Origin of the sequence: Streptomyces sp. NPDC014995, from assembly GCF_043080745.1 — a bacterium.
In the GTDB taxonomy this organism is placed as follows: domain Bacteria; phylum Actinomycetota; class Actinomycetes; order Streptomycetales; family Streptomycetaceae; genus Streptomyces.
Genome location: NZ_JBIBVX010000013.1, coordinates 233,801 through 259,200 on the forward strand (window position 1 = coordinate 233,801; position 25,400 = coordinate 259,200).

A 25,400-nucleotide genomic window follows, 5' to 3' on the forward strand; every position below is an offset into this window, starting at 1 on the left:
GGGTCAGGAGAAGCGCGCCCTGAGTTCGGCTTCCAGGGTTTCGAGCGTGCGGCCCTTGGTCTCGGGGACGTAGAGCTTCACGAAGGTGAGGGAGAAGATCCCCGCCACCACGAACAGGAAGAAGGTGTTGGAGACGCCGATCCCGGAGACCAGGGAGGGGAAGACCAGGCCGATGACGAAGTTGGTCAGCCAGAGCACCACGGCCGCGACACCCATGCCGAAGCCGCGCATCCGCATCGGGAAGATCTCCGACAGCATCAGCCAGGTCACCGGAGAGATCGCGCCCTGCTGGAAGGCGAGGAAGGTGACCGTCATCGCCAGCACGGCGAACGCCCGGGGATCACCGGCGGGCAGCGCCAGGGAGAAGACGCCGATCAGCAGCAGGGCGAGAGTGGTGCCAATCTGGCCGGTCATCAGCATCGGCCGCCGCGGTACTCGGCCGAGGAGCCAGATGCCGACGAAGGTGGCCAGTACCGAGATCACGCCGTTGGCGATGTTCGCCGTGAGCGCGCTGTCGGAGGCGAAGCCGGCGTCGGTGAGGATCTGGGTGCCGTAGTACATGATCGTGTTGACGCCGGTGATCTGCTGCACGATCGCGATGCCGAAGCCGACGAGCATCAGTTTGCGCAGCCAGGGGGTGGCCCTGAGGTCCTTCCAGCCGCCGAGGTTCTCCTGCTCCTCCCTCACGGCGAGCGCGGAGACCTCGGCGAGTTCGGCTTCGGCGCGCTGCTGGGACCTGACCTGCTTGAGGACGTCCAGGGCTTCGCCGAAGCGGGTCTTGGAGGCCAGCCAGCGGGGGCTCTCCGGCATGACGAGCATGCCGAACCAGAGGACGACGGCGGGGAGGGTGGCGATGACGAGCATCCAGCGCCAGACGCCACCGGACTCACCGCCGACCCGGGCGATGATCGCGTTGAAGGTGAAGGCCAGCAACTGACCGCTGACGATCATCAGTTCGTTGCGGGTGACCAGGGCGCCGCGGCGTTCGGCGGGGGAGACCTCCGCGAGATAGACCGGCACGGTCACCGAGGCACCGCCGACCGCCAGGCCGAGCACGAAGCGGGCCACGACCATGATCGCCGTGGTGGGGGCGAGGGTGCAGCCGAGCGCGCCGACGAAGAACAGCGCGGCCAGCACCAGGATCGTGCGCCGCCGTCCGCGGGCGTCCGACAGCCGGCCACCGGCGACCGCGCCGAGGGCGGCACCCAGCAGGAGGCTGCTGGTGACCATGCCCTCGGTGACCGGGGTCAGGCCCAGGTCGTCGGTCATGTAGGGCAGGGCGCCGTTGATGACGCCGGTGTCGTAGCCGAAGAGCAGACCACCGAACGTGGCGATGAGAGTGATCAGCCGCAGCCGCCGGGAGACGGCCGGCGGGGCCTCGTCCGGGACGGCGGTGGCCGGGGTGGGGGCCTGGGGCGTTTCGTTCGTGACGTCCATGGCCACCTCCTACTGGTTGACGGTCGGGCGTCGGGTTCCGGTCAGGCCGCAGCCGGCCAGGTGCTCGCGGGTGCTGAGCGCGATGGGCAGCGGTACCTCGGGCGCGCAGGGGTACAGGTCCTGTTCGACGATCACGAACAACTCCGCGTCCAGGCGCGCGAGTTCGGTGACGACGTCGGCCGGGTTCGGGACGCCCGCGGGGGGTGACACGCACACCCCGCGCTTGACGGCCTCGCCGAAGGAGAGGTTTTCGGCGGCGACCTGGGCCAGGACGGTGGGGTCCATCTGCTTGATGTGGACGTAGCCGACGCGTTCGCCGAAGCGGCGGATCAGGTCGAGGTTGTCGCCGCCGCCGTAGGCGACGTGGCCGGTGTCCAGGCAGAGGTTGGTGTAGCGGGCGTCGGACTCGTTGAGCAGCCGCTCGATCTCCGGCTGGGTCTGGATGTGGCTGTCGGCGTGGGGGTGGACGACCAGGCGTACGTCGTACTCGTCGAGGAGGAGCTTGCCGAGCCGGTCGGCGGCCTTGCCGAAGCCGGCCCACTGCTCCGCGGTCAGCTCCGGGGACTCGGTGAACGCGCCGGTCTTCTCGTCCCGGTACATCGGCGGGATGAGGACGAGGTGGTGGGCGCCGGCGGCGGCGGTCAGGGTGGCGACCTGGCGGACGTGGGCGAGCATGTCGTCCCAGGCCTCGGGGCGGTGCAGGGCGCCGAAGGCGGTGCCGCCGGAGACCTGTAGCCCGCGCGCGTCGAGTTCCGCCCTCAGCCGCTGCGGGTCGGTGGGCAGGTAGCCGTACGGGCCGAGTTCCAGCCACTTGTAGCCGGCCTGCGCGAGCTCGTCGAGGAAGCGGGTGGGGGAAACCTGGTGCTCGTCCTCGGGGAACCACACGCCCCAGGAGTCGGGGGCCGAACCCAGACACAGGTTGCCCGCGATGACGCGGGGAGTGGATGGCGCCGTTGCCATGACGTTTCCTTCGGGGAGAGGGGACGGGGGGACTCAGCTGGAGGTGGGGAAGTCGAATCCCGCGGTGACCTGTTGTGCGGGCTGGGGCCAGCGGGTGGTGACGACCTTGGGGCGGGTGTAGAAGCGGATGCCTTCGGGGCCGTGGATGGGGGAGTCGCCGACGAGGGAGTCCTTCCAGCCGCCGAAGGAGTAGTACGACATCGGCACGGGCACGGGGACGTTGACGCCGATCATGCCGACGTGGACGTTGCGCTGGAATCGGCGGGCTGCTTCGCCGGAGGCGGTGAACAGTGCGGTGCCGTTGCCGTAGGGGTTGGCGTTGATGAGGCCGATGGCCTCGTCGAGGGTGTCGGCGCGCACGATGGCCAGGACCGGGCCGAACAACTCCTCTTTGTAGGCGTCCATCTCGGTGGTGACGTGGTCGAGGAGGGACGGGCCGGTGAAGAAGCCGTCTTCGTGTCCGTCGATCTTCAGGCCGCGTCCGTCGACGACGACGGTGGCGCCCTGGGCGTGGGCGGTGCCGACGGCGGTCTCGACACGCTCCTGGGCGGCCTTGGTGACCAGCGGGCCCATCTCCACACCCGGCTCGTCGCCGGGTCCGACCTTCACTTCGCGGGCCTTGCGCTGGAGGATCTCCACCAGTGCGTCGGCGGCGTCGCCGACGGCTACGGCGACGGAGACGGCCATGCAGCGTTCGCCGGCGGAGCCGTAGGCGCCTGCGGTGATGTGGTTGGCGGCGAACTCCAGGTCGGCGTCGGGGAGGACGACGGCGTGGTTCTTGGCGCCGCCGAGGGCCTGGACGCGCTTGCCGTGGGCGGTGGCCTGCTCGTGGACGTACTTGGCGATCGGTGTCGACCCGACGAAGGAGACGGCCTGGATGTGGGGGTGGGTGAGGATCGCGTCGACGGCGGGCTTGCCGCCGTGGACGACGTTGAAGACGCCGTCGGGCAGACCGGCCTTCTTGTACAGCTCGGCGACGAAGTTCGCGGCGGACGGATCGCGCTCGCTCGGCTTGAGGATGAAGGTGTTGCCGGTGGCGATGGCGATGGGGTGCATCCACAGCGGCACCATCGCCGGGAAGTTGAACGGCGTGATGCCCGCGACGACCCCCAGCGGCTGGCGGAAGTTGTGGACGTCGACGCCGCGGGAGACCTGGTCGGAGAAGTTGCCCTTGAGGATGTCGCCGAGGCCGCAGGCGAACTCGACGACCTCCCGGCCGCGGGTGATCTCGCCGCGGGCGTCGTCGACGGTCTTGCCGTGCTCGGCGGAGATGATCCGGCCCAGTTCCTCCTCGTGCTCGACGAGGAGCTGACGGAAGGCGAACATCACCTGGGTGCGCTGGGAGAGCGAGGATTCCGACCAGGTCTCGAAGGCGCGCGCGGCGGCGACGACCGCCGCGTCAACATCGGCGGAGCCGCCCAGAACCACCCGCGCCTGCTCGGCGCCGGTGGCCGGGTTGAACACCGGGGCGGTGTCCGAGCCGGGGACGGCCGAGCCGTCGATCCAGTGCTGAATAGTCTTCACGTGAGGGTGTCCTTACAGGTAGTGGCGCTGGGACTGCTTGTGGGCGGCGTACGTCTCGTACGCGGCCTGGGTGGAGTCCAGGGCGGAGACCTCGCTGACGGGGACGTCCCACCAGCCGTGGCCGGGCGGGTTCGGCCCGTACAGGTCGGTCTCGACGTGGACCACGGTGGTGCGGCTCGCGGCCCGAGCCTTCTCCATCGCCGTACGGAATTCCTCGACGGTGGTGGCGTGCAGGACGTCCGCACCCAGTGAGGAGGCGTTGGCGGCGAGGTCGACGGGCAGCACGTCGCCGTTGAGGAGGCCGGAATCGCCGTCGCGGTAGCGGTACTTGGTGCCGAAGCGCTGTGAGCCGAGGGATTCCGAGAGGGCGCCGATGGAGGCGAAGCCGTGGTTCTGGACGAGGACGATGATGACCTTCAGCCCTTCGGAGACCATGGTCACGATCTCCTGAGCCATCATCAGATACGAGCCGTCCCCGACCAGGACGACGACCTCACGTGAGGGGTCGGCCATCTTGGCCCCGACGCCGGCGGCGACCTCGTAGCCCATGCACGAGTAGGCGTACTCGACGTGGTAGGCCTTCGGGTCCCGGGCGCGCCAGAGTTGTTGCAGATCGCCGGGCATGGACCCGGCCGCGTTGATGACCACGTCACGGTCGCCCAGGACGTCGTTGAGCGCGCCCAGGATCTGGGTCTGGGCGGGCAGTTCGCCGGTGTTGCGGCCGGGTGCGAAGCACTCCTCCTCGATCTGCCGGGTTCGCGCGATGAGCCGGCGCGTCCGGTCCCGGTACTCCGGGTCGACCTCCCATCCGGCCAGCGCCCCCGCGAGGGCCTCGATGCCGAGTCGGGCGTCGGCCACCAGCGGTTCCGCCGAGTGCTTGACGGCGTCCAGGCGGGCGACGTTGAGGTTGACGAAGGTGACGTCGGGGTTGCCGAAGACGGTGTGGCTGGCGGTGGTGAAGTCCGAGTACCGGGTGCCGATACCGAGAACGACATCGGCGTCCTTCGCCAGCTCGTTGGCGGCGTAGGAGCCGGTGGAGCCGATGCCGCCGACGGCGCAGGGGTGGTCCCAGGACACGGCGCCCTTGCCGGCGTGGGTGTCGGCGACCGGGATGCCGGTGCCTTCGGCGAAGGCGCGCAGGGCGGTCTCGGCACCGGAGTAGACGGTGCCGCCGCCGGCCACGATCAGCGGCTTCCTCGCGGTGCGCAGCAGCGCGGCAGCCCGCTCGACGGCGGCCGGCTCCGGCACCGGACGCCCGATGTGCCACACCCGGCGCCGGAAGAACGACACCGGCCAGTCGTAGGCCTCGGCCTGCACGTCCTGCGGCAGCGCCAGCGTTACGGCGCCGGTCTCCACCGGGTCGGTCAGCACGCGCATCGCGGCCAGCGCGGCCGGGATGAGCTGCTCGGGACGCTGGATGCGGTCGAAGTACTTCGACACGGCGCGGAAGGCGTCGTTGACGGTGACGTCCCCGCCCCGGGTGTCCTCCAACTGCTGGAGGACCGGGTCGGCGGCGCGGGTGGCGAACATGTCGGACGGCAGCAGCAGGACCGGCAGCCGGTTGGTCGTCGCCAGCGCCGCGCCCGTGATCATGTTCGTCGAGCCGGGGCCGGTCGACGCCGTGCAGGCGAAGGTCGCCAGCCGGTCGCGCATCTTGGCGTACGCCACCGAGGCGTGGACCATGCCCTGCTCGTTGCGCGCCAGGTAATAGGGGAGATCGGCCTCTTGGGTGACAGCGGCCTGGAGGAGGGCCTGCCCGACGCCGGCCACGTTGCCGTGGCCGAAGATGCCCCACACCCCGGGGATGAGGCGCTGCTCCTGGCCGTCGCGCTCGCTGTACTGGTTCGCCAGGAAGCGGACGAGAGCCTGCGCGGTGGTCAGCCTGATCGTTTCCATCACTCGTTCTCCTTGGCCCCGAACGGCAGCCGGTCGTCGACGTCCTGGGAGTCCCACGTCGAACGCACCCACCCATGGGCGGGGTCGTCGCAGATCAGCCAGGCGCGGTCCTGCCCGGGACCGGCCATGACGTTGAGGTAGTACAGGTCGTAGCCGGGCGCGGCGATCGACGGGCCGTGCCAGCCGTGCGGGATCAGCACCGTGTCGCCGGAGCGGACCTCGGCCAGCACGTCGATGGGCCGCTCGGCAGTGCCGTACACCCGCTGGTAGCCGAACCCGCCCTCGCCCGCGACCTCGAAGTAGTAGATCTCCTCCAGCTCGGACTCCGCCCCCGGCCGTGCCTCGTCGTGCTTGTGGGGCGGGTACGACGACCAGTTGCCGCCGGGCGTGAGGACCTCGCACACCAGGAGCTGCTCGGCCTCGAAGGTGCCGGGCAGGCAGTAGTTGTTGACCTGCCGCGAGCAGGCGCCCGCGCCGCGCAGCTCGACGGGCACGTCCTCCTTGGGCCCGTACCGAGCGGGGAAGCCGCGCCGTTGTGTGCGGGCGGAGGGCAGTGCGAACCGGCCCCCGCGCGCGCTGCCGATGAGGACCTCCGACTCCCGGGGGAGGTACGCGAAGTCGGTGACCGAGGTGAAGACGTCCGTGCGGCCGTCCAGTTCCAAGGACCGGCCGTCCACGGTGACGGTGCAGCCACCGGTCAGCGGAAGGACCAGGAACTCCGAGTCCCCGGTGCGCAGGGCGTGCGTCTCTCCCGGCTCCAGGGTCAGGATCCTGAGGCCGGAGTATCCCCAGCCCGCCGACTCGGGCGTGACCAGGACGTCGTAGGGGCCGTCGGCCGAAGTCCCCGCGGGGAGGTGGTGCTTGCCGGTGTCGGTCACAGCAGGCTCACCGCCCGGTCCACCGCCCCGGCGACATCGCCGTCCGAGGGATAGAGCAGGGAGCGTCCCACGACCAGACCCTGCGCGGTGGGCTGCTTCAGCGCCTTGCCCCAGGAGGCGAAGGCGGCGTCGGCGTCCTTGACCTCCCCGCCCAGCAGCAGCGCCGGCAGCGTCGAGGAGGCCAGCACCCGCTCCATGTCCTCCACGACCGGCAGCTTCAGCCAGGTGTAGGCGGTACGGCGGCCCAGCCCGGAGGCGATGGTGACCGACTTGATCACGGCGTTTGTGGAGAGGTCGTTGCGGATCTTCCCGTCCTGCCACACCGACAGGAACGGCTCGACCATCGCGATGAGGTGGCGGTCGTTCAACTCGTCGACGGCGCGGGCGGTGTTCTCCAGGACGGACGGGGTCGCCGGGTCCTCCAGCGCGATGCGCGTGAGCATCTTGCCGCCGTCGAAACGCATCGCGGCGATCGTGGCGGCGTCGTAGCCGGTGAATCGGTCGTCGATCTCGAAGACCGAGCCCGCGAGACCGGCGCGGTTCATGGAGCCGAAGACGCTCTTGCCGTCCAGGACGCCGAGCAGCAGCAGGTCCTCCAGGATGTCGGCGGTGGCCAGCACACCGGTCACACCCGGACGCTCCAGCGCCGTGCACAGCCGGTCGAGCAGTCGGGAGCGGTCGGCCATGGCGGAGGGGTCACCGCCGACGCCGTTGGCGCCGCGTGCCGGATGGTCGGCGGCGATGATCATCGCCTTGCCGTGCTCGCCGAGGAGAGACGTGGCTCTGACACGTCGGGCGGCCGCTGCGGCGACGGACCCGGGGTCGTTGACCCGGGCCTCCACGATGCGGCTCACGTTGTCGGACAGCACCTCGTCACGCCTTTCGTTCGGTGGGGGCGAGGCTCGCCTCGCGCAGCTTGGACTCGACCTCCGCGGCCGTCGGCATCGCGTCGGAGCAGGAGAGCCGGCTCGCGACGATGGCGCCGGCGGCGTTGGCGAAGGTGACCGTGCGCCGGGTGTCCCAGCCGGACAGCAGCCCGTGGCACAGCGCCCCGCCGAAGGCGTCACCGGCGCCGAGGCCGTTGACGACGTCCACCGGGACCGGCGGGATCTCGGCGACCGAGCCGTCCCGGTCCATGGCCAGGACCCCCTTCGGCCCCTGCTTCACCACCGCCAGCTCCACACCGGCCGCGAGCAGCGCCTTCGCGGCGGCGTACGGCTCGCGCTCGCCGGTGGCCACCTCGCACTCGTCGAGGTTGCCCACCGCGACCGTGGTGTGGCGCAGGGCCTCGGCGTAGTACGCGCGTGCCTCGGCCGGGTCCGCCCAGAACATCGGCCGCCAGTCCAGGTCGAAGACGGTCGTGCGGGCCTTCGCCCGGTGGGCCAGTGCGGCCAGGGTCGCCGAACGGCTCGGCTCCTCGCTCAGTCCCGTCCCCGTGAACCAGAAGACCCGCGCGTCACGCACCGCGTCCAGGTCCAGCTCCTCCGGGCGGATGTCCAGGTCGGGAGCCTTCGGCAGCCGGTAGAAGTACAGCGGGAAGTCGTCCGGCGGGAAGATCTCGCAGAACGTCACCGGAGTCGGCGCGATGCCCGACGTCCCCACGAAGCAGGTGCCTACGCCGTAACCCTCCAGCGCCGTGCGGACGAAGTCGCCGAACGGGTCCCGGCCCGTCTTGGTGATCACAGCCGACGAGCGGCCGTACCGGGCCGCGGCCACGGCGACGTTGGTCGGGCTGCCCCCCAGGTACTTGCCGAACGACGTGACCTCCCCCAGCCCCACGCCCGTCTGGAGCGGATACACGTCCACTCCCACACGGCCCACGGTCAGCACTTCCCACGGCATTTCGCGGTTTCCCTTCGCTCCGGGAGACTTTCGGGTACTTGTCACGGAGGATCACTGCCGCGCTCTACTAGCGCGCTCTAGTGCGAGTACGATGACCCCTGTCCAAATGTCATGTCAATAGCTTGTTGCCGGGAGATTTCAGGGGGTGCCCGTACAGTGGGCGCGTCGAAGGGTGGTTCACAGGTGAACGCATCGGGCAAGCAGCGGCCCACGATGGCGGACGTCGCCGCGAAGGCCGGCGTGTCCAGGGCTCTCGTCTCGATCATCTTCCGTGACCAGCCGGGGGCGAGCCAGGAGACCCGCGAACGGGTCCTGCGCGTCGCCGACGAGATCGGCTACCACCCCGACAACGCGGCCCGGCTGCTGGCCCGCGGCCGCAGCCGCACCCTCGGCGTCATGTTCACCGTCCACCAGACCTTCCACGCCGACCTCGTGGAGGGCATCTATCCCGAGGCCGAGCGGCTCGGCTACGAGGTGCTGCTCTCCGCCACCGCCCAGGGGCGCGGCGAGGCAAAGGCCGTCGAGGCGCTGCTCGGCCACCGCTGCGAGGCGGTGATCCTGCTGGGCCCGGACACGGCGACCGCCGACCTCGACGCCCTCGGACACCGTACGGTCGCCGTCTCGGTCGGCCGCCGGGTCCCCCACGCCCGGGTCGACAGCGTGCACACCGCCGAGGGCAAGGGCATACGGCAGGCCATGGACCACCTGGTCGAGCTGGGGCACCGCCGGATCGTGCACATCGACGGCGGCCGTGGCCCCGGTTCGGCGGAGCGGCGGCGCGCCTACCGGGCCGCGATGCGCCGGCACGGGCTGGAGTCGGAGGTACGGGTGATTCCCGGCGACCACACCGAGCAGTCGGGCATCGAGACCGGGCGTCTGCTGCTGGCCGAGCGCGACTGGGGGCAGGACCTGCCGACGGCGGTCCTCGCCGGGAACGACCGCAGCGCGATGGGCCTGTTGATGTCCCTGACCCGGGCCGGTGTCGAGGTGCCGCGCGACCTGTCCGTCGTCGGCTACGACGACAGCCACCTCTCCCACCTGATGCCGATCGGCCTGACCACCGTCCGCCAGGACTCGGTCCTCATGGCCGAGCACGCGGTCCGGTTCGCCGTGGAGCGCCTGGAGAACGCGGAGTTGGCACCGCGGGAGGCGGTGCTGGATCCGAAACTGGTGGTGCGGGGCACGAGCGGGCCGGCCCCGGAGGGGCCGGCCTGACAGCTCGGTGATCCCCCTCAGGTCCGAGGGTCCGTGCGGCGCCGCGCGCGGACCCGTTCCATGGCTTCCTTGAACGCGGGCTGGTGCAGGGAGCGCACCTGGCGGTCGAACTCGACGTCGACCATCCGCGTGAAGTCGGGTTCCGCGCCGCTCTCGTACAGGCTCTGCTTGATCGTGCGCAGCAGGGCGGGGTCGGTTCCCGCGGCCCGCCCGCCGAGGGCCACCGCCTCCTCGACGAGTCCGGCGCCGGGAAGGCAGCGCAGCGCCAGTCCTGCGTCGGCGGCCTCCCGCCCGCTGAGCGGCTGGGAGAGCAGGAGCATGGTGGCGGCCCTCTGGTGGCCGACGGCGCGGGTGAGCATCCAGGTGTGCCCGCCGCCCGGGTGCAGTCCGAGCCGGGCGAACCGGCAGTCGAACAGGGCCTCTTCGGAGGCCAGCCGGATGTCGCAGGCCAGGGCGAGATTGAGCCCCGCCCCCACCGCGGGGCCGTTGACGGCGGCGATGGTCGGCAACCGGCACGAGGCCACCCGCAGGAAGCCCGCGTACACCTCCCGCAGCCGGTGCTCCTCGCCCTCGGCGGCGGCCAGCAGGTTGTCCAGTTCGGCACCCGCGCAGAAGGCCGGGCCCGCGCCCGTGAGCACGATCGCGCCGACGGCGTCGTCCTGCTCGCACGCCTCGACGGCGTCGACCAGGTCCCGCACCATCCGCGGCGACAGGACGTTACGGCGGTCCGGGTCGTCCAGGCGGAGCACCGCCACCGTGTCCCGGATCTCCTGGTGGACGAGTGGCCGGTGTGCCCGCGGCTCGTTCATGCTGCTCCTTGCTGGTCTGCCGGACGGTCGACGAGGTCCTCCCCGGACACCTTGCCAGGGCCCGCCCTCCCGACGGACCGCGTCCACGGGGTTGCCCCCTTTGCGCGAGTCGTTCACCGGCGGCAGCTCGGCCGCAACCCGGCCTGAACCGGACGGCTGCCACGGCGGTGCGTCGACGTGACCGCTCAGCCGCCGCCGCAGACCGGGAGCGTCGGGCCCCGGTCGTCGCGCAGGGCGTCCAGCCGTCGCAACTGGTCCTCCAGCCCGTCGGGCGCGACGAGGAAGTGCAGGACCGCCTGGTGGAAGGCGTTGCGCAGGGCCGGGGGCATGGTGTCCGACGCGTCCCAGCAGAGCGTCTGCCGCGAGTCGCGCAGGATCGTGCCGATCCTCCGCTTCACCGGCTCCTCCTGGCCGTCCGGTGCGGCGGCCTTCCTGTTGGCCGTGAAGTCCGGCAGCCCGGTACCGGGATCGGCCAGGAAACGGATCAGCTTCCTGGCCTCGTCCGTCGCGTTCAGCATGGCCGCGAGGTCGCCGGAGACCTCCCAGTGGTCGGAGTCCGGCCGGGCGCCGGGAATCACCTCGGCGGAGTGGACGAAGTCGCCGTCGGCGTGCTTCCAGTCGGCGTCGCGGAACGACCCCTGGTGCTCCAGGCGCTGCTGCGGGCAGGCCTGGCCGAAGGGGTCCGTCAGCGCTCGCTCGACGCGGTTCCCGTCGCCCGCGCCCACCAGGTCGCCCCAGGTCTCCCAGGCCTTTCGGACCCGCGCGTCCGTCCACGCGAGGTCGCCGGTCGCCCACTGCTCGTAGACCCGCGGGCCGGCCTGCTGGAGCAGGATGTCCTCCACCCAGTCGGTGCCCGGCCAGCCGGAGGTCGCGCCGGACTCCAAGGCCAGGCACCAGCCGCCGGGTTCGCCGCCGACCTCGGCCATCTCGTCCTCCGACACGTCTCCCGCGTGCCACACCATGCTCTTCAGGCCGGTCTTGACCGGCAGCCAGTACGTGTGTTCCCGACCGTCCTCGCCCGCCACTTTCGGCGTCCACACGCCGTCGTAGTCACCGGCCTCGAACAGGCCGTCCAGCGGCTGGAGTCTGCCCTCGGCCGCGTAGGCCATCAGTTCACCCGGTCCCGGCAGCACGGCCACGTCGGGTTGCGTACCGGCCGCCAGATCGGCGGCCAGCACCTGGCTCAGGGCGTTGCTGCCCTGGTAGACGACGTCGATGCGGTGCTCCTCCTCGAACTCGAGGACGGCCCGCTCGAACTGCTCCTTCTCGCCGCCGCTCCAGTTGGCGAGGACGGTGACCGATCCCGTCCAGCCCCGCGCCCAGCGCACACCCGCGACCCCCGCCACGAGCAGGATCAGACAGACGCCGACGATGCCGAGGGTGCGGGTGCGCGGCCGTCTCATCGCGGCACCCTGGTACTCGGAGATCCGCGGCCACAGCCCCACCAGCGTCAACGTCATCAGCAACACGCCTCCGACGAGGACCCACCCGGACAGCGACGCCCAGAAACCGGCATCCGCCAGGTAGCGCTCCACGTCCCCACCGGCCTCGGGGATCTCGTCCGCGGCCCGGGTCTCGCGGAGCTCGGCGAGGGAGTCGCCCATCGCCGTGTGCGCCCGCACGGTGAGCCAGCCGAGGACCGCCACCCCGGCCCCGCACAGGACGGTGGCGGCGAGCAGGGGCGGGTGCACGGCGCGGCGGAACCGGCGCCGCGCGAACCGCTGCGCCTCGACCAGCGCCGCGCACAGTGCGAGGCACAGCACCAGGACCGCGCCCCAGCCCAGTCGCAGCGGCCAGGGGAAGGACGCCTGCTCCTCGGCGACGTCCAGTTGTTCGTTCCGCAACTCGTCGAGGCGGTCGACGATGTCGTTCCGGCCCTGTTCCGCGTAGTGCAGATACGCCCGGCGCAGCGAGGCGTTCGGTTCCTGGCCGGCCCGCTCCACCCACGCCGAGTAGACGGTGATCAGGCCGGTGACGGTCTGCAGGGTGTGACGGTCCGCCAGGCCGGTGACGTTCTCCGACGCCGCGACGGCGATGCTCTGGTGGGCGACCGAGATCTGCGTGTGGAACTCACCGGTCGTGTCACCCGCCGGCCCGCCCCCGTCGACGGCGGCGTGCGCCCGTTGCAGCGCGTTCTTCGCGGTGTCCACGGCCAGGATCCCCGGGGTGCTCGACGACGCCAGCGGGACGGTGTCGTCGTGCACACCCCGGTAGGCGCCGAACAGCACGAGGGTGGTGGCGGCCCCGAGGCCCAGCAGCCACCAGAGCCTGCGGGCCAGGTCCCGCCCGGTGGTGCTCACGGCCGATCCTGGAGCCGGTGACCGCACAGCGGGCAGAAGCGCGCGCCCGCCGGAGCCTTCCCGTCGCAGGCCGGGCACCGCACGGTGGCCGCGGCCGGTCCGAGGAGGTCCACGCCGTCGGCGGAGCCCGACCCGGGGCCGTACGTGCTGTGGCTGCTGGCGGTGATGAGGTGCTCGAAGTCGACGGCGGCCACGCCGGGACGGAGCCTGACCCGCCCGGCGGCGGCGTCGACGATCTCCACGAGCTGTTCGAGCCGGTCGAGCGACTGGGCGGCGTCGATGGCGTGGGCGAGGTGCACGGCCCTGCCCAGGTGGTGTTCCGCCAGGTCGCGCTCACCGCGGCGGTGGGCGTCGGTCGCGGCCGCGACGGCCTCGCCGAGCCTCTGGTGCTGCTCGAAGTGCACGACCTGGACGTCGGTGTGCCGGGACAGGGCCGGATCGTCGGTCCAGTGCACGACGCACGGCTGGGGCGGCGACAGCCGTACGCCCTCGCCGCCGGGCACCTCGAGGGCGACGACCGCGAGTTGCAGGTCCTCGCCGCGGGGCCGCCCGGTGGGGTCGGCGGACAGGCACAGCTGGTAGCGGCGGGTCTCGTCGCCCCACGCACGGGTGACGAACCGCTGCGTCCCGTCGTCGCGCCCCGCGTCGTCGGGGGCCAGCTCCACCTCGGCAGGGAAGACCTGCTTGAGGTAGCGCACCCCGGCCCCGGCCATCGGGGTCACCGAGATCACCAGCTCGGGAACGCTCTTCGCGAGCAGACGGTGCATCAACTGCTCGTACTCCCCCGCGAGCGCGGCCTCCTCCCGGACCGAGGACGCCTCGCCGTGCAGGCGGCTGGTGATGCGCAGCAACTCCCGGCCGTCCCAGCCGTCGCCGATGCCCCAGGCGTCGCAGACGAAGCGGCCGGCGCACGCCTCCAGCACGTCCGACAGCGGCATCAGCTCGTCGTGCTGGTTCTTGCCGTCGGTGAGCAGCAGGACGTGTCCGATGGGCGCGTCCTGCTCCGTCAGCAGCCGGCGGGACAGGTCGAGCCAGCTGCCGATACAGGTGCCACCCCCCGCGATCAGACGGTGCACGGCCTGCTCCGCCTCCGCTCGCCGGCGGGCGTCCGCCCGGGCCATCGTCTCGGTCTGCGGATAGACCATGGCCGCCGACTGGGTGCCCCGGACCACCGCGAAAGGGGTGCCGTCCGGCAGCATCCGCAGCGCCGCCACGGCCGCCTGGTGGGCGGCACGGAGCTTCTCCTGCGGATAGGCCATCGAGCTGGAGCAGTCCACGGCCAGGACCTGGGCGAGTACCGGGCCCGCCCCGCCGCCGTTCGCCGTGCCGTCGGCCCCGACCGTCAGGATGGCGTGCATCTGCGGCTCACGCGCCTCGGTGGACAGGTACTTCCACTGGCTGATCTCGAGGCCGACCGTGGCGTTCCCCACCGCCCCGCCTCCCGCCGCGTGCATGCCCGCCGCCTCTCTCTTCCCGGATGCGCCTGTGTCCACGGTGTCGTGTTCCTCGCCCTCGTCCGTGGGCCGGCCCGCCCGCCGGCCCGTTCACGGCCCGCCGGTGTCCCACCGGCGGGCCTCGCACCCTCACGCCGCCCGCCGCCACCCCCGGAGCAGATCCCGCAGGCCGGCCGCCTCGGGGAGCGCCGCGTAGGCCCGGTCGAGCAGGTCACCGCGTTCGGCGGCGCCGTCCGCCTGGTCCGCGAGTCCCTTCAGCGAGCGGGACAGCAGCTTGCCCAGTGCCCTCGGTGTGTCCTCCTGCCCGAACAGCTCGCCGGCCGGGAAGCCCGGCCCCCAGCCGGCGCGCGGACGGCGGTCGAAGGCGTTCTCCCGGACCTCGGTGACCAGCCGGTCCCATGCCTTGCCGCCCACGAGGTGCTGTGCGGTCGCCCTGAGCAGCGCCAGCCGCCGGTCGGCGTCGGCCAGCTGGGCCGCCGTGGGCCCGGCACCGGGCAGCCGGCCGGTGAGCACCCGGATCGCGGCGATGCGCGCGGCGTCGTAGTTGCGCGAGGTCGTCGGCACCTCGTCGAGTACGGCGACGGCCCGCGGCCGGTCTCCCCGGCGCAGGTGGAGCCGGGCGAGCCCGAAGGCCGCGCTGCCCTGCGTCCTGTCCCGCCGCCAGACGGCCTCGTAGTACGCCTCGGTCTGGCGCTCCTCGGCCAAGAGGTACTCCGCGCAGTAGCCGAGGGCCAGCTTCGGCGCCGACTCCCCGGGCAGCGCGGCGTAGGTCGCGGCGAACTCGCCTTCCGCGTCCTGAACCTGACCCTCCATCAGCCACACCAGGCCCTGGTGCCAGAAGATCCGCCAGTCGTACTCGCGGCTCTGCTCGCGGGCCCTGCCCAGCCACCGGCCGGCCTCGCCCGGGTCCCCGGCCTGGAGGTAGGCACGGCACAGCCACAGCGCGGTCTCGACCGTGCGCAGTACCGGCTCGCGTTCGGCCTGCTCCGCGATGCGGCCCGGATCGCCGGACACGAGGCCGCCGAGCAGCACGGCGGCGTCGTCGTGGGGGTCGGGGATCGGGACGGGCAGGGCCCGGGCCGTGTCCTGGGGGGCCGGCGCCGCGATGGGCAGGTCCGGAACCTCGGGGCCGGAGCGACCGGTCCAGTGGACCAGCGCCGGCACCGTGCCGAGAGCCGAGCCGAACACCGCCGCCGTCGGCTCGAACCGGGTGGAGCGTTCCGGGTAGGGCTCGTGCCCGCTGAGTGCCTGGTGCTCGCGCAGCACCTCCCACAGCTGGCGGGACATCTCGGCCGCGGAGGTGAACCGGGCCGCCGGCTCCGTGTGGCTGGCGCGTCTGATCAGCGCGTCGAAGGAGCGGGCGGCGAGTCCGGCGGCCGGCTCGGCCCGGGCGGCGAGGGCCTCCAGGGTGCGGCCGACGGTGAAGAGGTCGGTGTCGATGTGGAAGCCGCGCCTGTCGCGTTCCTTCTTCGGCGGTGCGTAGCCCGACGTGTAGACGAGGTTGGAGGAGCGGTCGTCGGTCCGGCGGATGGCTCCGAGGTCGATGACCTTGATGTCGCGTCCGTAGTGGATGACGTTGTCGGGCTTCATGTCGCAGTACAGCAGGCCCTGGCCGTGCAGGTACTCCAGGGCGCCGAGGATCTTGCAGCCGTAGGTGATCACATGGCCGATGCCGAAGGAGCCGCCGAAGAGCTGTGCCAGTTCCCCGTCGGAGGCGCGCCGGATCCAGGCGAGCGAGCGTCCGCCGACGTACTCCATCACGATGTACCCGGTGGGTTCCGCGTCGCCGGGCGCCTGGTGCTGCACGTGCGTGACGATGCGCACGATGTCCCGGTGGTGGAGCGTGGTGAGCGAGCGGCGCTCCTCGACGGCCGACCGCCGGGCGACGGCGTCATCGGTGTTGATCAGCCCTTTGAGGACGACGTGCAGGTCCGGCACCCGGGTGTCCTCCGCCAGGTAGACCCAGCCGAGTCCGCCCGCAGCGAGATAGCCGAGCACCCGGTAGTGGCCGCCGACCCGGTCGCCGGGGCGCAGCTTCGGCCGGAAGGAGTACTCACGGCCGCACTGGGGGCAGAAGCCGTGGTCGAGGGTGGGGCCTCCGACGTAGGCGACGCCGATGACGCCGGTGCAGTTGTCGACGCCGCAGCGCCGGCCCCCGGTGGGTGGACTGGCGGTGGTGCTCGCGGCTTCCGACGGATCGGGGGAGGGGACGTCCGGGAGGGTCAGCAGGCCGTCGTTGTCGAGCGCGTCGGCGGCCGGGGCGGCCGGCCGGCGCGGGGCCTCGGGCTCGGCGGCGGGCCGCGCCGGCGCCACCCGGGCCTCGTCGGGGGCCTTGCGGTGGCAGGTGTCGCAGTAGCCGGTCACCATGATGTGGCCGCCGCCCGGGCAGTCGGGTCTCGGGCACGGCGTCGGTAAGGACGTCATGACGCGGAGGCACCTCCCCGTCCCTGTCTCTCCGGGTCCCGGCCGTCGACGCGGCGGGTGTAGGCGTCGACCGCGGCCTCGGCGGCACGCACGTCGCACGGCCTGGCCCGCAGGAGTTCGTAGGCGCGCAGATGGAGGGCGTCCACCGTCAGGTCCTCCTCGTTGCCCCGCAGGGACGTCTGGTGCAGCAGGTGGTAGCTGCGCAGCCTGCCTTCCAACTCGTCGCGCCGGTCGCGGAGCCTGTCGAGCGTGCCGATGGTCCTGGTCATCCGGTCGGCCACCCGCTCGGCGAGCCGCTCGTAGCGGGCGAGGTCCGGGCTCGGGCCGCCGTCACCGGTGGCGCCCTCCGGGCGGGTCAGGTCCGCCAGTGCGGCGTGGGCCCGCATCAGGTCCGCGTCGGCGGGGCGCGCGTCCTCGGCCCGCACGGCGGCCGTGCGCCGGTACAGCGCCCTGGCGAGCGGTCCGGTGATCTTCTCCAGTCGCTCGACGAGGCGTGCGCGGCGCTCGCGTTCGGGCTTGACCACCAGTTCGTACCGGGCGCGGTGGTAGGCGGCGTCCGCGGTGCGGAAGACCAGCAGCAGGCGGTTGCCCTTGGCGCGCAGCGTTTCCAGCAGGTCCAGGAGGGCCGGTGGGTCGACGGCCTCGTCGACCCCGACGACGACCAGGGTGAGGGTGACGTCCGCGGCTTTGATCCGCTCGCCCACGGGGTCGGCCGGGTGCTGCCACAGCCCCATGCGCTCGGCGATGCGCTCCGCGATCACGGTGGAGGTGAGCCCCGTGGCGTCCACGGCCAGGTCGTGGCCTCCGGCCGCCGGGACGGTGCCGGGCGGATCGAGGGAGGCGCGGTCGACGGACGCCGGGGTGCGTAACTCCCGGTCGGCCAGGGTGATGGCGCGGCGCAGGGTGGCGGACCGGACGGCGTCGTCGGCGGGCACGAGGCTGATCTTGACCTGGTGCCGGCCGTCCCGGAGCCAGTCGGCGAGGCGCTGGGCGAACGGCTCGTCGAGCAGCGACTCCGCCGCGTCGTCCCCCGTGGACCTGAGCCCGTCGTCGACGGCTGTCCTGCCCCGGGTCCACTGGTCGACCTGGGGGAGGTGCCGGACGATCGTCTCGGCCGGGCTCATGAAGGAGAACAGGTTCCCGTGACGGTCCTCGAGCCCGCTGAGGACCATCCCGATGACCTTGCCCGTCAGGGTGTCCACCACGCCCGAGCCGCTGCATCCCGGGCTGGCGCGCTCGCCGGGGCTCGTCGGGCTCAGTTGCACCTGCCCGTCGCGTCCGCAGCCGCCGACGATGGTGGCCCGGAACCAGATGCCGCCGTTGTGGTCGTACGGGAAGCCGTACATCCGCACCGCGCGGTTCGGCGCGGAGAGCCGGTACAGCAGTACGGATTCACCGACGGGTCTGGGACGTTCGAGCCGCAGCAGGGCCACGTCGCCGCTGGGATCGCCGTCGGCGTCCCGGGTGTTGGGCACGTACGCGTCCCCGTCGACCCAGGCCGCCACCGAGGGCACCGCGGGGCTGCGCGCTCCCACGAACTCCGCGGTGACCCGCGCTCCCCGGCCCACCACATGGGCGCAGGTGAGAACCGTGTCGGGGCTCAGCAGAATGCCGGCGCCCGCGATCTGCCCGTCCGCCCGCCGGATGCGCACCGCCCAGGAAGGCGTCTCCAGTGACGAACCATCATGGATACCCCCGTCGGCCGCCATAGCACGACTATACGGGCGCAGGGTCCTGTCGCATACTGGGACGCAATAGATCAACGGGCTTTCGGGGGGTACGAGTTGACGGATGTGCCGGGGTTCGTGGGGCTGGCCGAGGTGATCCGCCAGATCCGGGGGGAACTGGAGCAGGCCCGGGAGGAGGCGCGGGGCCGCGCCCTGGGCTTCACCGTGGAGAACGTGAACCTGACGTTCACGGTCCAGGTGCACCACTCCGGAACCGGCCGCGGTGGAGTGCGCATCGGCGTGGTGACGGCCGAACTCGGCGGCTCGGTGGACCGTCAGACGACCCATCAGGTCCAGGTCGATCTGAAGCCCGAGGTGACGGGAGGCGGCCGGGTCATGGTCGGTCGGGGCGACGCCTCGTCCGGAGCGGCCGCGGACGAGGGGTCGTCCGGCCCGGATCGGCGGTAGGCGACCTCCGCCGGCCTCGCCTTCCGCAACCCCGCCCCCGAGGACGCCCTCCGCTCCGCCCGCGGCCGGGCCGAACCTCCGGTTCCCGGTGGTGGGGTCGTCCCGGTGGGGCGAGGGGAGGACCGCTGGACGCGGGTGAGGGCCCGGGACGGCCGGAACGCGAGCATGGGCTGCCCCGGATGTCGGGGCGTGGTCGGGCGTCGGTGGGTGGTCAGGTTTCGGTGCGTGCGTGCGCCCCGGCGGGGACCACGTGACCGACCCGGCCCGGGCCGCCGTCCGGGGGCTGGTCCGCTCCGACGGATCGGTACGCCGGGGCGAGTCCTTCCCGCCGTATGCGCGGCGCCACCTCGAAGGCGACGGTGGCGCCCATGCCGGGGCCGGAGAAGGCCGGCCGCGGTTCACGGGCGAGTCGGGGGAGCAGAGCGTCGAGCACCCGGTCGGCCGGCGTGGCGATATCGGTGACCGGGGTCTGCGGCTCGCCGGTCCTGACGTCCCGAACGGCGCGCCCCGGGCGTCGGCCCCGGGTCACGCCTCCTGTAGCACCGCGGCGGGGCGCTCTCCCGAGCCGCGGACGATCAGCCGGGTGGGAACCGTGATGGTGCGGGTGCGGGAGCGGTCACCGTCGAGGCGGGACAGCGCGGTGGTCGCCGCCGCCCTGCCGATCTCCTCGGGATCCTGGGCGACGACGGTCAGGGCCGGTTCGAGCGCCTCGGCGAGCGGTACGTCGTCGAAGGCGACGACGGCGACGTCCTTCCGTCCGCTGCGGGCGAGTTGGGTGACTATGCCCAGCGCGACGATGTTGTTGCCGGCGAACAGGGCGGTCGGCGGATCCGCCAGGCCCAGCAGTTGGGAGGTGGCGGCGGCGGCCCCGTGCTCGTCGTGGGCGTTGGCGACCAGGGCCCGGTCGTAGGGGAGGTCGGCCTCCTGGAGGGCCGAGCGGTATCCGGCCAGGCGCTCGCGGCGGGTGTAGAGCTTGATGGGCAGGTCGCCGATGAAGCCGATGCGCCGGTGCCCGTGGGCGATCAGGTGGGCGACGCCGTCGTGGGCGCCCGCCCGGTTGGAGCTGACGACGCTGTCCGTGGACAGGCCCGCTCCCGGACGGTCGATGAAGACCACGGGCAGGCCGCCGGAGCGGTGGGTCTTCAGGTGGGTGTGGTCGGCGCCGACGGACGGCACGACCATCAGGACGCTGATGCGGCGGGCGAGGAACTTGTCCGTCAGCGCGCGCTCGCGGTGGGGATCGTCCGCGGAGGAGCCCATCAGCAGGGTCAGCCCGCGGTCACGGACGGCGTCCTCGATGCTGCCGGCCACGGCGCCGAAGAAGGGGTTGCCGAGATCGGGGATGACCAGTCCGACGGTGGTGTCGGGTCCGCCGACGCGGATGTTGCGTGCCATGAGGTTCGGCTGGAAACCGAGTTTGGCCACGGCGGCGAGAACCTGCTCCCTGGTCTGCGCCGAGGCGGGTCCGTCCTCGTTGAGGACGCGGGAGACCGTCTTGGCGCTGACGCCCACCTCTCGTGCGACGTCGGCCAGGGTGGGGCGGCGGTTCGCTGCCATGGGGGAAACGTCTCCTGTGCTCGTCGGTTCCGGCCGCGGCCTCGGCCGGACATCCGTGAGTGATGAAGTCGTGTGGTCAAGTGGCCTGGACACCGGCGGCCTTGGCGGCCTCGGAATCCGCTACGACAGTACCTCCGGCCTCGTCGACGGTGAGCGCGCCGGTCATGATGGCGACGACCTCCGCCATGGAGTAGTCGGAGGGCTTGATCAGGGCGGCGCGCCGGCCCAGCCGGTGGACGTGGATCCGGTCGGCTATCTCGAAGACGTGCGGCATGTTGTGGCTGATCAGGACGACCGGCATGCCCTTGTCGCGGACGCGGCGGATGAGGTCGAGGACCTGGCCGGACTCCTTGACGCCGAGCGCGGCGGTGGGTTCGTCCATGACGACGACACTGCGCGCCCAGGCGACGGACCGGGCCACCGCCACGGCCTGCCGCTGTCCGCCGGAGAGGGTCTCCACCGCCTGGGTGAGCGACCGCAGCCCGATCTTCAGGTCGGCCATGTGCTCCGCGGCCTCCTGGCGCATCCGCTTCTTGTCCAGCATGCGGAAGACGCTGCCGAGGACGCCGGGGCGCCGCAGTTCGCGGCCGAGGAACATGTTGGAGGCGATGTCCATGGAGGAGGCCACGGCGAGGTCCTGGTAGACCGTTTCGATGCCGTGGGCGCGTGCGCTCTGCGGGCCGGAGAAGGTGATGGGTTCGCCGTTGAGGCGTATCTCGCCCGCGTCGGGGACCACGGCACCGGTGAGGGCCTTGATGAGGCTGGTCTTGCCGGCCCCGTTGTCGCCGATGACGGCGAGGACCTCGCCGGGCAGCAGGTCGAAGTCGGCGCCGTCGATGGCGGTGACGTGGCCGTAGCGCTTGACCAGACCGCGGGCCTGGAGGACGGGGGTGGGGGAAGGGGTGGCGGTCATCGGGCCTTCTTCCGGGAGATCTGGTCGACGGTCACCGCGAGGATCACCAGGACGCCGGTGATCAGGGTCTGGTAGATGGAGGCGACGCCCATCAGTTGCAGGCCGTTGCGGAAGACGCCGACGATGAGGACGCCGATGAAGGTGCCCAGGACCGACCCGCGTCCGCCGAAGAGGCTGGTGCCACCGAGGACCACGGCGGTGATGCTGTCGAGGTTGTCGGTCTGTCCTGCCTGCGGATCGCCGACCCCGGTACGGGAGATGAGCAGCAGGGCGGCGATCCCGTACAGCAGGCCCGCCACGGTGTAGACGCCGATGGTCAGGCGGGAGGTGCGGATGCCGTTGAGCCGCGCCGCTTCCTGGCTGTTGCCCAGGGCGTAGACGTGCCGGCCCCAGCCGGTGCTGCTGAGCGCGTAGGCGAGGAGGAGGAACAGGGCGATGGTGACCAGCGAGCCGTAGGTGATGTCGGTGCGGCCCAGCGGGAAGGTCTCGCCGAGGGCCGTCAGCGGGCCGGGCAGGTTGGTGACGGTCTGTTCCTCGGAGTAGATGTGGGTCAGCGCGAACGCCACGTTGAGCATGCCGAGGGTGACGATGAACGGCGGCAGCGGGATCTTCTGCACCAACAGCCCGTTGAGCAGGCCGAAGCCGCCGCAGACGGCCAGCCCCAGCGCGATGGCGACGAGCGGGGGCAGGGAACCCTCGGCCGCCATCTTCGCGATCACGATGCTGCCGAACGCCATCACGGCACCGCACGACAGGTCGATGCCCGCCGTGAGGATGATCAGGGTCTGCCCGATGGCGAGGGTGCCGACGACCATGACCTGCTGCACGATCAGGGAGAAGTTCCCGCCCGTGAGGAACTGGTCGGTCGACAGGGAGAAGAAGACGCAGGCCAGGACGAGGGCGGCCAGCGGACCGGTGGTCGGTTGCGTGAGCAGTCTGCGGACCGTGGTCGGTGCTTTGAGCTCGGCGTACGGCGTGGAGGTGGACGGTGGCGTGGACGTGGCAGTCATGCGGAGTCCTTGTCGGAAGACAGAAGTCCTTGTCAGTCCCTCGCGCAGGACAAGGGGACGAGGGGACGAGGGGACACGAGGACGAGAGGTGCGGCCGGCCCCGGTCGGGGAGGTGGGGCCGGCCGCCCCGCTGAGGGGGTGTGGACGGCGGCCGCTCGCGGGCGGGCGGCTCAGCCCCAGCAGTTCTCCAGGCCGTAGGCGGTGTCCTTCGAGGTGACCCCCGCCTGCGCCTTGTCGCTGATCAGGGTGACGCCGGTGTCGGTGTAGCCGGACGCCTTCTTGCCGTCCTCGGCGTACGTCACGACGGCCTTGACGCCCTCGGCGGCCATCTTCAGCGGGTACTGCTGGGACGTGGCGGCGATCTTGCCGTCCTTGACCGCCTGGGTGCCGGTGCAGCCGCCGTCGACGGAGACGATCAGGACGTCCTTCTCCCGGCCCTTGGCCTTGAGCGCGGTGTACGCGCCCAGGGCGGCCGGTTCGTTGATGGTGTAGACGACGTTGATGCCCGGCTCCTTCTGGAGGCAGTTCTCCATCGCCGTCTGGCCCTTGGCCTGGTCGCCGCCGGTGTCCTGGGAGCAGACGACCGCCGGGTCCTTCTCGCCGATGCCGAAGCCCTTGAGGAAGCCCTCGTGCCGCTGGACGCCGACGGAGACGCCGGGCGCGAGGTCGAGGGTGGCTATCTTGGCCGTCTTGCCCTGCATGGCGGCCTTGGCGTACTGGCCGATCAGCTCACCGGCCTTGACGTTGTCGGTGGCGAAGAGGGCGTCGACCGCGCTCTCCGGCTCGGTCGGCGTGTCCAGGGCGATGACCAGCACGCCCTTGGCGCGGGCCTTCTCGATCGCGGGCACGATCGCCTTCGAGTCGCTCGGGGTGATCAGGATGCCCTTCACGCCCGAGGCGACCATGTTCTCGATGGCGGTGACCTGACCGGCGTTGTCGCCGTCGAACTTGCCCGCGGCGCTGACCAGTTGGGCGCCGTTCTCCTTGGCGGCCTGTTCCGCGCCCTCCTTCATCTTCACGAAGAAGGGGTTGGTGTCGGTCTTGGTGATCAGACCGACCTTGACGCTGCCCGAACCGGTGCTCGCGGAACCCGATCCGGAGCCGGATCCGCAGGCCGTCAGGGTGAGGGCCGCGATGCCCGTGCACGCGGCGGCTCTGAGGAGGGAGAGGGGCAGACGAGTGGTGCGCGACATGAACGACTCCTGCGGGATTGCGAGCGGCGCGGCCGGCATCGGAGCATGCCGTCCCGAGGTGTCATCGTTGACTTATGTCATCGTTGACACTGCATGGCGAGGATGATGGACTCCGTCTCCCGGCAACGTCAATGCCTTGCCCTCGTCACAAATCGGCAACGTCCACGGCCGTCGCCCACCCGTAGCCGTTCGGCGGCGCTGCGGTGCGACGCGTCCGGGTGGCCCGTGCCCGGCAGAGAAGAGCAGCCCATGAGCCTGCGTCAGATCACCGTCCTCGGAGAGTGCGTCGCGGACGCCTTCGCCGAACCCGCGAGCGCCTCGAACGAACTCGCCCTCCGAGTGCTGCCCGGTGGCGGACCCGCGAACACGGCCGTTGCCCTGGCCCGGCTGGGCACGCCGGCCCGCTTCCTCGCGCGGCTGTCCGGCGATGTGTTCGGCCGCCTGTTCCGGTCCCACCTGGAGGCGTCCGGAGTGGACCTGTCGTGCGCCGTCCCGGCTGCCGAGCCCAGCACGCTGGCCGTGGCCGAGCTGGACGCCCGGGGGCAGGCCGCGTTCTCCTTCCACGCGCAGAACACGGCCGACTGGCAGTGGAGTACGGCGGAACTGGCCGGGGTGGACCTGTCCGACACCAGCTGTGTGCACACGGGCTCCCTGGCCCTGGTCCGCGAGCCCGGTGCGGCGGTGGTGGAGGACTTCCTGGCGGCGGCCGCCGCCCACGCCACCGTCAGCATCGATCCCAACGTCCGGCCGCTGCTGGTGCGTCCGGAGGTCTACCGGGCCCGGCTGGCGCACTGGTGCGGCCTCGCGGACGTGCTGCGGCTGAGCGAGGACGACCTGGCGCTGCTCCTGCCCGGAACGCCGCCCGAGCAGGCGTGCGACCTCTGGCACGCCGCGGGGGCACGGCTCGTCGTGATCACGCGCGGCGCCGACGGCGCCCTGGCCTCGCTCGACGGCGAACGGGTGGAGGTGCCCGCGGTGGCGACGCGGGTGGTCGACACGGTCGGGGCGGGGGACTCCTTCACCGCCGGGCTGCTGCACCACCTGGGCGCCCGCGGACTCCTCGGCGGCCGGCTGACGGACCTCCGTCCCGGCGATGTCGCGGAAGCCTGCCTCTTCGCCACCCGGGTCGCGGCCCTGACCTGCTCGGTCGCCGGCCCCAACCCGCCGTGGCAGAGCCGGCTGGCGCAGTGCGAGACAGCCGATCACGCATGACGGGCCGTCGAACCGCGCCGGGCCCAACACCCCCGCACCGTTGACGCGTCGGCCGCAGTGCCCACATCATCGGGCAACTCGATGTCATCGATGACACAAGTCGTCGATGACGCAAGTCGACGATGACACTCCTTGTCGGCGCCGTGGACGACGGCGCCGACAAGGTGTCACCGTCCGGTCGTCCGCGCCGGACAGCAGGCCCACGGCGTGGACGGCCGCAGACCGGACCGGGGGTTCATCCACCACGTTCCTCCCCCACGTTCCTCCACCACGCAAGGACACGACCGTGAACAAGACCCTGCTCGCCGAGTTCACCGCCCGCGAGGGAGCGGAGAACGACGTGGCCCGCCTGCTGCTGGACTACGCCCGCACGGTGCGTGAGGAAGAGGGCAACCTCGCCTTCGACGTCTACACCAAGGCGTCCAATCCACGGGCTTATTGGATCTTCGAGGTGTACCGGGACGAGGAGGCCTTCCAGGCGCACCTGAACGCCCCGTACGGCGGACCGTTCAACACCGCACTGGCCCCGCTGATCGAGGAGGACGCGTCCGTGCTGACGTTCCTCGATCCACTCGCCTGACACGGCCGGGAGGCGGACACCTCGCCGGCGCTGTCGTCGGGCAGCGGCACCGAGGGCGCGG

General features: G+C 71.9%; 21 protein-coding genes. 4 read left to right on the top strand and 17 right to left on the bottom strand.

Annotated features, from left to right (window positions below; genetic code table 11):
- Positions 1-3 precede the first annotated feature (3 nt).
- Genes ACF1A1_RS26230 through iolC form a run of 7 tightly spaced genes read right to left on the bottom strand, consistent with a single transcriptional unit; the run spans position 4 to position 8,537 of the window.
- Positions 4-1,437 carry a sugar porter family MFS transporter gene (locus ACF1A1_RS26230; RefSeq protein WP_392003231.1) on the bottom strand — a complete coding sequence of 478 codons (1,434 nt, stop codon included), beginning with the start codon at positions 1,435-1,437 and terminating at the stop codon, positions 4-6.
- 9 nt (positions 1,438-1,446) lie between these two features.
- The gene (locus ACF1A1_RS26235; protein WP_392003233.1) at positions 1,447-2,397 is read right to left on the bottom strand and encodes a TIM barrel protein; all 951 of its coding nucleotides are present in this window, start codon (positions 2,395-2,397) and stop codon (positions 1,447-1,449) included.
- Between the two features lie 33 nt (positions 2,398-2,430).
- Positions 2,431-3,921: a CoA-acylating methylmalonate-semialdehyde dehydrogenase gene (locus tag ACF1A1_RS26240; RefSeq protein WP_392003234.1), complete on the bottom strand. Its 1,491-nt coding sequence runs from the start codon at positions 3,919-3,921 to the stop codon at positions 2,431-2,433.
- 12 nt (positions 3,922-3,933) lie between these two features.
- Complete coding sequence (iolD, locus tag ACF1A1_RS26245) at positions 3,934-5,817, bottom strand: 3D-(3,5/4)-trihydroxycyclohexane-1,2-dione acylhydrolase (decyclizing) (protein ID WP_392003235.1); 1,884 nt, start codon at positions 5,815-5,817, stop codon at positions 3,934-3,936.
- Positions 5,817-6,695: a 5-deoxy-glucuronate isomerase gene (iolB, locus tag ACF1A1_RS26250; protein WP_392003237.1), complete on the bottom strand. Its 879-nt coding sequence runs from the start codon at positions 6,693-6,695 to the stop codon at positions 5,817-5,819. The genes iolD and iolB overlap by 1 nt, the downstream gene beginning before the upstream one ends.
- The gene (locus ACF1A1_RS26255) at positions 6,692-7,564 is read right to left on the bottom strand and encodes an aldolase (protein ID WP_392003238.1); all 873 of its coding nucleotides are present in this window, start codon (positions 7,562-7,564) and stop codon (positions 6,692-6,694) included. The genes iolB and ACF1A1_RS26255 overlap by 4 nt, the downstream gene beginning before the upstream one ends.
- A gap of 4 nt (positions 7,565-7,568) precedes the next feature.
- Positions 7,569-8,537, bottom strand: a complete 969-nt coding sequence (gene iolC, locus ACF1A1_RS26260; RefSeq protein WP_392003239.1) for a 5-dehydro-2-deoxygluconokinase — start codon at positions 8,535-8,537, stop codon at positions 7,569-7,571.
- 213 nt (positions 8,538-8,750) lie between these two features.
- Between iolC and ACF1A1_RS26265 the strand changes: the two genes are divergently transcribed.
- Positions 8,751-9,752: a LacI family DNA-binding transcriptional regulator gene (locus tag ACF1A1_RS26265; RefSeq protein ID WP_392003362.1), complete on the top strand. Its 1,002-nt coding sequence runs from the start codon at positions 8,751-8,753 to the stop codon at positions 9,750-9,752.
- 17 nt (positions 9,753-9,769) lie between these two features.
- On the opposite strand, the gene ACF1A1_RS26270 is transcribed toward ACF1A1_RS26265, so the two are convergent.
- The 5 genes from ACF1A1_RS26270 to ACF1A1_RS26290 form a co-directional block, all read right to left on the bottom strand.
- Entirely contained in the window at positions 9,770-10,561 is a 792-nt protein-coding gene (locus tag ACF1A1_RS26270) for an enoyl-CoA hydratase (protein ID WP_392003241.1), read from the bottom strand.
- 185 nt (positions 10,562-10,746) lie between these two features.
- Positions 10,747-12,861 (bottom strand): ABC transporter substrate-binding protein, encoded by a 2,115-nt coding sequence (locus tag ACF1A1_RS26275; RefSeq protein ID WP_392003242.1) that lies wholly within the window; start codon positions 12,859-12,861, stop codon positions 10,747-10,749.
- Positions 12,858-14,354 carry a VWA domain-containing protein gene (locus ACF1A1_RS26280; protein ID WP_392003244.1) on the bottom strand — a complete coding sequence of 499 codons (1,497 nt, stop codon included), beginning with the start codon at positions 14,352-14,354 and terminating at the stop codon, positions 12,858-12,860. The genes ACF1A1_RS26275 and ACF1A1_RS26280 overlap by 4 nt, the downstream gene beginning before the upstream one ends.
- Before the next feature lie 90 nt (positions 14,355-14,444).
- A complete protein-coding gene (locus ACF1A1_RS26285; RefSeq protein ID WP_392003246.1) occupies positions 14,445-16,739 on the bottom strand; it encodes a tetratricopeptide repeat protein in 2,295 nt (764 codons plus the stop codon).
- A complete protein-coding gene (locus ACF1A1_RS26290; protein ID WP_392003248.1) occupies positions 16,736-18,448 on the bottom strand; it encodes a trypsin-like serine peptidase in 1,713 nt (570 codons plus the stop codon). Before ACF1A1_RS26290 ends, ACF1A1_RS26285 begins: the two co-directional genes overlap by 4 nt.
- A gap of 84 nt (positions 18,449-18,532) precedes the next feature.
- Between ACF1A1_RS26290 and ACF1A1_RS26295 the strand changes: the two genes are divergently transcribed.
- Positions 18,533-18,874 carry a trypco2 family protein gene (locus ACF1A1_RS26295; RefSeq protein ID WP_392003363.1) on the top strand — a complete coding sequence of 114 codons (342 nt, stop codon included), beginning with the start codon at positions 18,533-18,535 and terminating at the stop codon, positions 18,872-18,874.
- Between the two features lie 211 nt (positions 18,875-19,085).
- Here the strand turns inward: ACF1A1_RS26295 and ACF1A1_RS26300 are convergent, their stop codons facing one another.
- The 5 genes from ACF1A1_RS26300 to ACF1A1_RS26320 form a co-directional block, all read right to left on the bottom strand.
- Positions 19,086-19,403 (bottom strand): hypothetical protein, encoded by a 318-nt coding sequence (locus ACF1A1_RS26300; protein ID WP_392003250.1) that lies wholly within the window; start codon positions 19,401-19,403, stop codon positions 19,086-19,088.
- Positions 19,400-20,431, bottom strand: a complete 1,032-nt coding sequence (locus ACF1A1_RS26305) for a LacI family DNA-binding transcriptional regulator (RefSeq protein WP_392003251.1) — start codon at positions 20,429-20,431, stop codon at positions 19,400-19,402. The genes ACF1A1_RS26300 and ACF1A1_RS26305 overlap by 4 nt, the downstream gene beginning before the upstream one ends.
- 76 nt (positions 20,432-20,507) lie before the next feature.
- Complete coding sequence (locus tag ACF1A1_RS26310; RefSeq protein ID WP_392003253.1) at positions 20,508-21,344, bottom strand: ATP-binding cassette domain-containing protein; 837 nt, start codon at positions 21,342-21,344, stop codon at positions 20,508-20,510.
- A complete protein-coding gene (locus tag ACF1A1_RS26315; RefSeq protein WP_392003255.1) occupies positions 21,341-22,354 on the bottom strand; it encodes an ABC transporter permease in 1,014 nt (337 codons plus the stop codon). Before ACF1A1_RS26315 ends, ACF1A1_RS26310 begins: the two co-directional genes overlap by 4 nt.
- Positions 22,355-22,524: 170 nt before the next feature.
- On the bottom strand, positions 22,525-23,547 hold the full coding sequence (locus tag ACF1A1_RS26320; RefSeq protein ID WP_392003257.1) for a sugar ABC transporter substrate-binding protein: 1,023 nt from the start codon (positions 23,545-23,547) through the stop codon (positions 22,525-22,527).
- Between the two features lie 249 nt (positions 23,548-23,796).
- On the opposite strand from ACF1A1_RS26320, the gene ACF1A1_RS26325 reads away from it, so the two are divergent.
- The gene (locus ACF1A1_RS26325; protein WP_392003258.1) at positions 23,797-24,759 is read left to right on the top strand and encodes a carbohydrate kinase; all 963 of its coding nucleotides are present in this window, start codon (positions 23,797-23,799) and stop codon (positions 24,757-24,759) included.
- A 286-nt stretch (positions 24,760-25,045) separates the two neighbouring features.
- A complete protein-coding gene (locus ACF1A1_RS26330) occupies positions 25,046-25,339 on the top strand; it encodes a putative quinol monooxygenase (RefSeq protein ID WP_392003259.1) in 294 nt (97 codons plus the stop codon).
- Positions 25,340-25,400 lie beyond the last annotated feature (61 nt).